Raw genomic sequence first — 9973 nt, 5'->3', positions numbered from 1 at the left:
ATATTCATGCGATGGACAAGCATTACACCCGAGTATGATCAAGACGGGAAGATTACTAAGTATTATGTTTCAGTTGATAGTCAAAATAAGAATAACGAATCAATTACGGGACAATTAATTATTTCAGCAGATACACTTGATTTAAGTGAAGTTTTAGTAGTTGCAGAAAATAAGATTGTTAATATGTTGACGAAAGAGCAGCCAGAATAGGTTGCTCTTTTATTTTAGTAGAAAGCAGGTGGCATATGTTCAGTTGGGGGAAATTAAAATGAAAGAGTTTTTGGAAATCAATAGTTTTTGGGCAGCCGCTTTTGGAAGTGGTTTATTGGCTACTCTGTGGAGGGTGGGAACATGGGTCACTAAGTTAGTTAAAGCCAAAAGGGCTGAGAACGATCTTAGGGAACAAACAATCACCGCCTTAGAAACGGCAAATACGGAACAAGATAAACGCCTTAAAAATGTAGAGGATTATCAGGAGATGGCTGAAGTCAGAAGCCAGAAAATCGTTAAAGCCGAGAAGGCATCACTTCACAATCAAATATGGAACAAAGCAGATGAGTACATTAAGCGTGGGTATATCACTGTTGGGGAGCTGAACAACTTTGATTATTTGTTTGAAGCATACAAGAATCTCGGTGGAAATGGAACTGGCGATACATTACGTGCCAAGGTATCTAATTTAAGTGTACGTGATGAAGGGATTTTACAACAAAAAGAAATCGATGAACATTAGGAGGAAATATCATGAAGTTAACAAATAAACAGTACGATTTAGCAAAAAAAGTTTTAACCGTTGGGGTGCCAGGTATCACGGCGTTTATCGTAACTCTAGGTGGTTTATATGGATTCTCGACAGAAATTATTGTTGGAACGATTACGGCTGCTGCAACATTAGCTGGTGTGTTCTTAAATATCGCTAGCAGCCAGTATCAAGATGAACAGAAACCTGATTATGGGGACGGACAAGAGTTTACCGACAAGAAGGAGTAGCTGTTAGCTACTCTTTTTAATTTGAAAGGATGATCAACATGAACATTGAACAAATGATTAAATGGATGACTGATCGTGAAGGCAAAGTAACCTACTCAATGACAAGTCGCTTAGGACCCAAAAGCTACGACTGTTCTTCTGCAGTATTCTTTTCCATGATCGCTGGTGGATTTCTGCCTAGTGGATCGATGGGTAACACTGAAACATTGTTTGCAATGTCAGGTACTAAACTGAAAAAAATCAGTCGATCAGAAGTGAAACGTGGAGATATTTTTGTTGCTGGTACTCCTGGTCAATCCAACGGATCAGGGGGACATACAGGTATTTTCCTAAGCAATAAGAGTTTCATTCATTGTTCGTATTATTGGAATGGAATCCATACAGATAGTCATGATTCATACATGAGTACCCGGTTAACGCATCATTTTTATCGAATTGTTGCATCTGGTGATGTTAAACCTACCGAAAACAATCCACAGATGATTCAATTAGCAATCGATGGGCAATTCGGCAATGCTACGGCGAGACGCTTGCAAGAATACTTTGATACTGCGGGTAAAGATGGCATTATAAGCCACCAATACAAGCAAAAATTTAATCAGAACATTTATGCTGCTGAATTCGATAATTCTTTGATTGGATCAAATGTTGTTGTGGCATTGCAAAAGTATTTGGGCGTAACAGTAGATGGTCTAATGGGACAAGCGACAATCAAAGCATTTCAAAAACGATTGGGTACTACGCCAGACGGTATTATTAGTCCTGTTTCGAGCATGGTATCTGCCTTGCAAAAAGCATTGAATACCAACAAATTACCTTAAAACTATTTCGTAAATAATTGAAAACCATTGATAGGAGTTGTCAGAATGACTAATGAAACCAGAGCACACATTCGCAGTATACTATGGCAATATAAAAAGATCGAAAAAACGTTTAAAGAGTTCTCAGACATTATTGCAACAGATAGAAATCCTTATATGGAATACCCATTAGGTGAAGAAAATCCAAGTTGGACAATGAATCAAATTTTGTTTTATAAATCCTTTTTAAGAGTGGTCAATGGTGTTCTAGAAGATTCAACACTTGATGTTAGAGATATATTTTTCGTGAAGTATTACAACGGCCATTCTAAGAAATGTATAGCGGTTGTATCTGCGGAAACTTTTCTAAGCGAATCTACTATAAAGAGAAGAGATGCTGAATTTATTAATGAAATCGCAAAAAGATTAGGATGGTTATCGGTTTGACCTCTTTCAATACCTATCATGGTTTATTCTTTAATTAAGGACGTACGTTCACCATGGACGCATGGTTAAAAAGAGAGGGAAATTAAAAATGGCTAGTATTGAAAATATGATCAAATGGTTTAAGGATCGAGAAGGTAAAGTAACTTATTCAATGAATTCACGTTTAGGACCAAATAGTTATGACTGTAGTTCGGCTGTGTATTTCTCATTGATTGCAGGAGGTTTCTTACCTTCGGGTACAGGGATTGGAAATACAGATTCACTTTTTGCGCTAGAAGGCAAATTGCTTACTTCGATTACTCGTTCTGAAGTGAAACGGGGGGATATTTTTGTTGCAGGGTACAAGGGAAACTCTGGCGGTTCGGATGGACACACTGGGGTTTTTGTTGATAGTACAAATATTATTCATTGTACCTTAGGAGGCGGGAAAAATGGAATCGTAACGACGCCAGCTACAAATTGGATGGGAGATTATAGTGGATTGCCAGTATACTTTTACCGATTAAAGGGCGCTAATCCTCCATTTAAGTACAAAGTAGATGACGTTGTTTATATCAAAAACAATGCTACTCATTACTTTAATGGTGACTTAATTAGTGATAACGACAAGAAACTTGCTGGAAAAGTAACGGGTGTTAAGTATGACGACACCGGTCGAAATGGTGAGCATAACTTAGTATTTGTAAAACAAGTTCAAACACCTACAATTATTAATCACTGGACCTTAGAACGTGATCTGGAGAAGTGGTCTCCAACAACTACCTATATTTCTAATGGTGAAATTGTTAAATTTAAAGCAGCAGCACAGAGAACAGTAGAGGGAACGCTATTGACATCTGCTCAGAAATCAAAAAGTGTAAAAAAAGTCGATACAATCGATATTGCACCAGTGAATGTTGGTACAGGTACTAGTTATCGCAAGTATAAGCTTGAGGGGATTTCTGGATGGATCTAATGAAACTGATGTTCAAAAATGACGTTTCAAGTTAATCGTTTATTATATCCAAATCACAAAAATGCCACTCCGTAATGGGAGTGGTTTTTTTAAATTAATAGCCCGCTTCGGCGGGCTTATACATAAGATAGTTAGGGAGGTATTTTATATGTTCAAATGGGCAAAACAGATATTAAGATTTATCTTTTTTATAATTCTATACCTTTTTATATTTTGGATTGGGCTTTATATAGTGAGATCATTGTAATGACAAATCATTATCCTCTGCAGTTCTTTTTATTTTGTTTCTTAAATCTTCAAAATTGTCTTTGTTTTTTATTTGATAATATTCTGATACCAATAGGTTGTATTCGGATTCCGATATAACAGGTTTTATAATTTCTATATTATTTCTTTCTTTTGATACCCGTTCATATTGTGAACTTATCGGGACACTGTAAAGGATAAATCCTAGACCTATTAAAAAATAAAAACTGAGAGCAAAATACACCCAGAAATCTCTAAATTTACTTTTTAAAAGACTCACTATAATATTTGATAAACTACCTATTATTGCTGCTCCAATGGCGGAACCATACCGCACAAAGAACGGCAATTCGTTAACTCGTACTGCATAAGAATATGGATAGTTTGAAAAAAATAATCCTATAGATGTAAAAATTGAATCAAATCCACCTTCCATATTTGTTGCGGTGTATATGTAATTACCGATCCACGATAGAACAAGACCACCAAAGAGTCCAGTTAAACTTAAGATCCATTTTTTGCTTTTCTCTTCCATAATAACGCTCCTCTCAATGAGTGCTGTAATGCTGACAATAAGAGTATAATATTTTACGCATACGAACAGAAAGAGAACGCTAGTTACGTTTATAAAACTATAGTGCTTCTTCTGTTTACCAAGACTTATTCTTATGATAACCTTTTCAAAAAGGAGGTTTTTTATGTCTTACAAATGTCCAATTTGTTCGGATGGTTTTTTTGAGATTTCTAAAACAAGAAATGGTCAACCAGGATTTAGAATGACAGACTATGACTTGGATTCTCAAACCTGTCATTGCGATGTATATCCGAGTGAAGTAAATCTTATGGCAATAGAAAGTTATAAAGAAAAAGGCTACGATACTAATTGTGACTTGTGTAATAAAGAGGTTGCTGTTATCGAGTATGATTATTATGATAAAGACGATAATGATAATTATCAATACAAAGAGACAATGATATGTGCTAAATGTTTTGGAAATGTAGCAAAAAAAGATCCTAGCGAAAGCTAAGGTCTTTTTTCATTGCTTCAAATTCAATCATAATCTTCGTCTTACCAATCACCGAATAATTCCGGACTATGATATGAATTGATTTCTACCATTATACTCACCAGCAACCACAATTTGCATTCCCTCATCCACATCGGCTAGAAAGTTTAAACTATGCGCTGCAATTAAACAGTTCACTCCATCAAGCGAGAACCGCACCAAAGGGGTCTTGCTCATCTTCAACACTCGTATCTTCGAAACTACACCTTTCAATGATTTCACATTGATCGCCTCCGTATTTTTGCACATAATAATGACAATCAGTTTTGACTAATGTGACGGCAACATAAAACTCTACACAGCGAGTTCCAAATAAGCACTCCTGAGATTCAGAAATCGAGTTCGGAAATTCATTAATAAACTCAGAAAGAGATAAATAGCCCTGCTCATATTGACTGATTACATTCATATCAGTTGCCGCCGGGCTTATATTTTATGCTAGGATCGTATTTTCGTAGAATCTTGTCTTGTGTCCTAACATGATCAAAGAGATAGTTGTCGCCGTCTTTCTTAAATACATAAGCTAATTCTTTAGGATATCCACTATAGCTTGATGGCACGGTAAAGTAGGGTTTGCCGAAGTTCTCCATGGTTCTAACAAATTGATCGTACAATAATTGAGCTGGACCCATGCGTTCGACGAATTCATAATAGTAACGCTCAAAGGCATATGTCCGCTGGTGCGCTAATGGTATTTGCATATCAATCACTCCTTGCAAGAATTATAAGAACAAACGTTCGTTTTGTAAAGCGAACAGAAAAAATTATTAAAGTAAAAAAGCCTAACACAGACTTTGAAAACTATGTATGTTGTTTCGTTTCATGCTGGCGGATTGACTACCCCTTGACTACCCCGAAAAGAAATCAAGAGAAATTATAGAGTATATGACAATACTAAAAAAACTGAATTTAAGCTAATTGAGAAATACTAGACCTTATTAATAAATTCAAAGATATGAAATACGGGTCTCAAAGACACAAACGCTGCAGAATAAGACAAATAACTGCAAATGTTGTTTCGGCAACATTTCTGAGGTTTCCCTTTTACGAGGGAAACCTTTTTTTATTTTTATAGGTAATAGACACTCAACTGCTAAAATGAAAGAAACCATTCAGAATCTGTTACAAGTAAAGTAAGAGGACTCAATAGATCAGTAAGACAAGAATGTGGAAATTAGCACTATAACGAATCCTATCTAAAAATTTTCTTAAATGAAGCAGTGATCAAGAGTGATTTGATTTAACCTTCGATTGTTATTGAATATTCAAGCTTCAATTGACTTTTAGCTTAAATAAAATTATCATTAAATTAATAATATCCCTATATAAGTTTCTTATTTTGACTTATTTCGCCGAAATCAAACGATTTTTTGAGAAAAGTAGATTTTTCCTCTCTTAAGAACCAGTTTTATTCTACATAATTAAAGACCACTTACTAGCTAAGCTTTAACTAATCACATCCAAAACAATCAAGAAAGGAAGAGACATGTTTTCATTTAAGAAAAAGAAGGAAGTTATTAATTTACCAGAACTAAGCAACTTTAATGAACGTACATACCCGAAAAAATTGAAAAAGATTGTGGCTCAATTAGAAACCTGTAAATCGGAGGATTTGAATTATATTGCTGAATGTATTTTACAAAAGATGGGATATACCGTCCAAAACATCGATGGTTACAAAGATGGTGGTATTGATGTGTATGCTTTTTCTAATAATAAAAAGGCAATAGCGGTCCAATGTAAAGCTTGGAATCCGCAAAAGACAACGGAGCGGATCAGTAAGCCACTTGTTGCCGCATTTAAAGGGATTTTTCCAGACAAAGGGTTTCCCAATGGGCTTTTCATCACTACACATTTTTTTACAGATCAAGCATTAGAAATAGCCGGTGAGAATCTACTGTTGGTTGACAGAAAAAAGCTGATTGAGCTGCTTGCGCATTTTTATCCAGAAATGATCAGTGAGTTATTTTATTATAAAACCTTGACTGAATTAGAAGAATGCAAGAGTTGTAAAAATGGGAAGAAGTTGAAACTTTACAATAAGAAGAAACGCAACTATTACTATATCTGTGAAACATGTGGAGAGTATAGCTCGTTTAATTATTCATCATGAAAAAAGAACAAGAGAAAAGCGTAATGAATGAACGGATATCCGTTATTCATTACGCTTTTTTCGCGACTTATGTCACAGTCATTTTTTTTCTCAAATTAATTTTAACAAATATGTCCTATACGTCGGGTGTAATGACTAAAACAGCCCCGGTTGTTTCGGTAGGTTCGTAGCCAGCTTCCCGTGTTTTTGACGACTTAAAGTGTATTTGAATAGAAGAAAACGTAAGATATGGCAATCAAGCAAACCAACAATAAACCAGAGAGTGACAGAAAAAGCAGCATGATTCGTTTCTTCTTCAATCCAAGTACAAGTATCACTACATTCAATAGAAAGAAAACAAGTAAAATCGCTAAATATTCCATAACTGGTCCTCTTTTACGTTTTTATTTATCTTACCAGAGATTGGCGGCTTTTCCTAGCCAGTTTTTGTCTTTAAAACAATAATTATTTACTGCATAAGACAGGTGTAGTTATGCAATCAAAAAAGCGAAGCAATTTCACAACTATTGGAAAGTAAAAAAAGAGCATCACCCATAAAGTGACGCTCTTTTCCCGCAAGATGCTTAATAAGGGAGAGGCTTATGAACCCGTTGAAATATAATTCTTCAAACCTACTCGCCAAAAGAAGAAGGCGGGAAAGGCAAAGAGTAGACAAACCAAGGGTGATAAGATCCACCAAGGATTAGTTACGCGACCAATGACATACAAAAACGGATAATACTGAAACCAAGCCATCGGCACGACGTAGGTCAACAAACGCAAGACGTGTTTTCCGTAGATACTAAATGGGTAGCGACCAAACTCGCGGGCACCATCGGTAAAAATATTCATAAATTCAAGTCCTTGGATCGTAAAGAAGGAAATGGCAGCATACACTAAGAACAATAGGGCGAAAAAGAGGGCGCCGCAGACGATCATTAGAAAAAGAGTCAGGACATTTCCAAAATGCCAAGCAATTCCACTATTGGGAATCGCATACGCAAACAACAGCAAGGCTTGAATAAAACGACCGAGACGCGAGAACTCCATTTTGGAAGCTAAGACTTGAAAGATCAAGGAGCGGGGACGCACGAGTGCCCGATCGAACTCGCCATTACTGATCATTTGTGGAAAAAGATCGAACCCGCGAAAGAAGCATTCCGCAATCGAAAAGGCAAACAAAACCGTCGCAAAGGAAAGCAGGACTTCCTCAAAGGTAAAGCCATCCACTTGATGAAACCGCGTAAACATAAACCAAATGCCTAAAAAAGCAGTAAAGGAACCTAGAAATTGTCCCAAAGCAGTTAACATAAAGGAAACTTTATACTGCATCTGACTTTTGATATGAATACAAAAATAATGCCAATAAACCATATTCCTTAACCTCCTTGCACAACGACACGCTTGAGTGCCTGCTGCAGCCAAATTTTTCCGATCACGATCAAAAGTACGAGCCAAAAGGCTTGTAAGAGCAATGCGGAAACCAGCGCAAAGCCAGTCAGATCCCCATTGTAAATTCGCAGCGGGACGTTTTGCATGGAAGCAAAAGGCAATAGTTCCACGAATTGGCGAAAAGGCTGCGGAAAGAAAGGCAGAGGAATGACCCCGCCAGCTAAAAATTCACCGATGGAGCTGATGACGATCCGCACCCCGATGGAGGATAATGTATAAAAAGTTGAGATGTAGACCAGCTGCGACATAGCGATCACTACACCTAAACTCAGCACCATCGACAAAAGAAACAAGAACAGGGCAGCGACGTTTGTTGGCAGAATCAAGCGATAAGGGGCTGGTAGTAAAAAGGCAATCACAAAAATTGGTCCGCAACGCAAGAGGGCTTTTGCTAAGCGATTGGCAGCCGATTGGCAAAACCAGCGATTGTATAGATCCATCGGCCGCACAAGTTCGTAGGCGATCGACCCTTTGGTGATGGTATCGAAAATTTCTGCCTCAAAGAACCACAACATAAACAAGGATAAGAAGGCTTGCTGGAGCCAAACATAGGAGACGGTTTGTTGAAAGGTCATGGGAAAGGTACTAGGATCTGCTTGGTAAAAGGCGTGGAATGCCAGAATCTCCATCAAGCCCCAAGCTAGTTGTGTAGCCATCCCGGCAATCGCCGCCGAGCGGTATTGCAAGGTATTGATAAAGCGAATGCGGAAAAATGCCTGATACTTCCTCATATTTGATACTCCTGATACAGCTTGGCGACCATTTCTTCGGCGGTGATACTGGCAACGGCCAAATCGGTGATCTCGACTTGATTGCTGAGCAGACTGAGCAGCTGAGCGACTGACACTTCTTTGGGATTAAGCTTCAGAACCAGGCGACCAACGTCTTTTTGAAGCAGCTGGACATTTTCTGGCAGATGGGGCTCCTTCCCTTGATAGTCGATCTCCAGCGTTTTGACATCAGAAAAACGATGCTTTAGTTCATCAAGGCGACCATCCAGCAAAATTTGCCCTTTGCCGATCAACAGAATTCGTTGTGTCAGCGCCTCGATGTCTTGCATATCGTGGGTCGTCAGGATAACTGTGGTGCCTTTTTCTTGGTTTCTTTTTTTGATGAACTGACGCACAGCAATTTTTGATACAGCATCTAAACCGATGGTGGGTTCATCAAGAAATAAGATTTTGGGGTCATGGAGTAAGGAGGCGGCGATCTCACAGCGCATACGCTGACCGAGACTCAAGGAACGAGCCGGGGTTTTTAAGATCTCACCTAAATCTAGTAAGGTGACTAATTCTTCTAGGTTGCGCTGATAACTAGCAGCGTCGACTTTGTAGATATCACGGATCAAATCAAAGCTGTCATTGACGGGGACATCCCACCAGAGTTGACTGCGCTGACCGAAGACGACGCCGATGTCTTTGACATGTTGGATACGTTCTTGCCAAGGGGTACGACCATTGATGTGACAAACGCCTTGATCAGGGGTCAAAATCCCACACATGATTTTGATGGTGGTACTTTTTCCAGCACCATTAGGCCCGATATAGCCAACCATTTCGCCCTCATTGATGGTAAAGCTGATGTCTTGCAATGCATGGACGGTGGTGGTTTCACGAGAAAGAAAGGCTTTGGCTGCTTGGCGAAAGCCGCTTTTTCGCTTGGATACTTGGAAGGTCTTGCTGAGGTGTTCTACTTGGATCATTTGGATTCACTCACTTTCTTTTGACAAACGCGACAAAAAGAGCATTCGAAATCGAATACTCGCAACGAGTTGGTCCAAACGAACATGGTTGGGGCAGCGGTTCGTCAGCCAAACAAAAGTAGGATCAGTGTAGCATAAGAGAGCGCTTTTTTCAAACATTACTTATATTTTTTTGAGAGCTGCAAAAGAAAAAACGTGGTTTATTGGATAAAATACGCAAAA

The 9973-nt window shown here is 38.2% G+C and carries 15 protein-coding genes and 1 pseudogene; 9 read left to right on the top strand and 7 right to left on the bottom strand.

What is annotated here, in order from left to right; translation table 11 throughout:
* Positions 1-6 precede the first annotated feature (6 nt).
* The 6 genes from ACI3E5_RS06055 (at position 7) to ACI3E5_RS06030 (ending at position 3192) form a co-directional block, all read left to right on the top strand.
* On the top strand, positions 7-210 hold the full coding sequence (locus tag ACI3E5_RS06055) for a hypothetical protein (RefSeq protein WP_074536831.1): 204 nt from the start codon (positions 7-9) through the stop codon (positions 208-210).
* A gap of 58 nt (positions 211-268) precedes the next feature.
* Positions 269-733 (top strand): hypothetical protein, encoded by a 465-nt coding sequence (locus ACI3E5_RS06050; protein WP_498821058.1) that lies wholly within the window; start codon positions 269-271, stop codon positions 731-733.
* Positions 734-744: 11 nt separating this feature from the next.
* Positions 745-990: a phage holin gene (locus tag ACI3E5_RS06045; RefSeq protein WP_086332173.1), complete on the top strand. Its 246-nt coding sequence runs from the start codon at positions 745-747 to the stop codon at positions 988-990.
* 38 nt (positions 991-1028) lie between these two features.
* Positions 1029-1811 carry a C40 family peptidase gene (locus tag ACI3E5_RS06040; protein ID WP_498821056.1) on the top strand — a complete coding sequence of 261 codons (783 nt, stop codon included), beginning with the start codon at positions 1029-1031 and terminating at the stop codon, positions 1809-1811.
* Between the two features lie 45 nt (positions 1812-1856).
* Positions 1857-2237, top strand: coding sequence for a transcriptional regulator (locus ACI3E5_RS06035; RefSeq protein WP_434244667.1), 381 nt, complete (start codon positions 1857-1859; stop codon positions 2235-2237).
* 88 nt (positions 2238-2325) lie between these two features.
* A complete protein-coding gene (locus ACI3E5_RS06030) occupies positions 2326-3192 on the top strand; it encodes a peptidoglycan amidohydrolase family protein (RefSeq protein WP_498821053.1) in 867 nt (288 codons plus the stop codon).
* A 238-nt stretch (positions 3193-3430) separates the two neighbouring features.
* On the opposite strand, the gene ACI3E5_RS06025 is transcribed toward ACI3E5_RS06030, so the two are convergent.
* A complete protein-coding gene (locus tag ACI3E5_RS06025; RefSeq protein WP_498821051.1) occupies positions 3431-3973 on the bottom strand; it encodes a hypothetical protein in 543 nt (180 codons plus the stop codon).
* 163 nt (positions 3974-4136) lie between these two features.
* Here ACI3E5_RS06025 and ACI3E5_RS06020 point away from each other — a divergent pair, with 163 nt between their 5' ends.
* Positions 4137-4466, top strand: coding sequence for a hypothetical protein (locus ACI3E5_RS06020; protein WP_498821049.1), 330 nt, complete (start codon positions 4137-4139; stop codon positions 4464-4466).
* Here the strand turns inward: ACI3E5_RS06020 and ACI3E5_RS06015 are convergent.
* The 3 genes and pseudogenes from ACI3E5_RS06015 to ACI3E5_RS06005 all read right to left on the bottom strand — a co-directional run bounded on the left by ACI3E5_RS06015 (position 4453) and on the right by ACI3E5_RS06005 (position 5206).
* Positions 4453-4754: pseudogene (locus ACI3E5_RS06015) on the bottom strand (hypothetical protein). The gene ACI3E5_RS06020 and the pseudogene ACI3E5_RS06015 overlap by 14 nt on opposite strands.
* Positions 4648-4914 (bottom strand): hypothetical protein, encoded by a 267-nt coding sequence (locus ACI3E5_RS06010; protein ID WP_498821047.1) that lies wholly within the window; start codon positions 4912-4914, stop codon positions 4648-4650. The pseudogene ACI3E5_RS06015 and the gene ACI3E5_RS06010 overlap by 107 nt, the downstream one beginning before the upstream one ends.
* A gap of 1 nt (position 4915) precedes the next feature.
* Entirely contained in the window at positions 4916-5206 is a 291-nt protein-coding gene (locus ACI3E5_RS06005) for a DUF5960 family protein (protein WP_498821045.1), read from the bottom strand.
* Positions 5207-5991: 785 nt separating this feature from the next.
* Here ACI3E5_RS06005 and ACI3E5_RS06000 point away from each other — a divergent pair.
* Both ACI3E5_RS06000 and ACI3E5_RS05995 read left to right on the top strand, forming a co-directional pair.
* Positions 5992-6618, top strand: a complete 627-nt coding sequence (locus ACI3E5_RS06000; RefSeq protein WP_016608429.1) for a restriction endonuclease — start codon at positions 5992-5994, stop codon at positions 6616-6618.
* Positions 6619-6846: 228 nt separating this feature from the next.
* A complete protein-coding gene (locus ACI3E5_RS05995; protein WP_325816010.1) occupies positions 6847-7062 on the top strand; it encodes a hypothetical protein in 216 nt (71 codons plus the stop codon).
* A 135-nt stretch (positions 7063-7197) separates the two neighbouring features.
* Here ACI3E5_RS05995 and ACI3E5_RS05990 read toward each other — a convergent pair whose 3' ends face one another.
* The 3 genes from ACI3E5_RS05990 to ACI3E5_RS05980 are packed head-to-tail and all read right to left on the bottom strand — an operon-like array spanning position 7198 to position 9751.
* A complete protein-coding gene (locus ACI3E5_RS05990; RefSeq protein ID WP_086291731.1) occupies positions 7198-7971 on the bottom strand; it encodes an ABC transporter permease in 774 nt (257 codons plus the stop codon).
* 5 nt (positions 7972-7976) lie between these two features.
* Positions 7977-8780 carry an ABC transporter permease gene (locus ACI3E5_RS05985; RefSeq protein ID WP_395997500.1) on the bottom strand — a complete coding sequence of 268 codons (804 nt, stop codon included), beginning with the start codon at positions 8778-8780 and terminating at the stop codon, positions 7977-7979.
* On the bottom strand, positions 8777-9751 hold the full coding sequence (locus ACI3E5_RS05980) for an ABC transporter ATP-binding protein (protein ID WP_140965290.1): 975 nt from the start codon (positions 9749-9751) through the stop codon (positions 8777-8779). Before ACI3E5_RS05980 ends, ACI3E5_RS05985 begins: the two co-directional genes overlap by 4 nt.
* Positions 9752-9973 lie beyond the last annotated feature (222 nt).

It is taken from the genome of Candidatus Enterococcus avicola (assembly GCF_047470845.1).
GTDB lineage: Bacteria > Bacillota > Bacilli > Lactobacillales > Enterococcaceae > Enterococcus_D > Enterococcus_D casseliflavus.
This window is presented reverse-complemented; position numbering and strand designations above follow the sequence as displayed.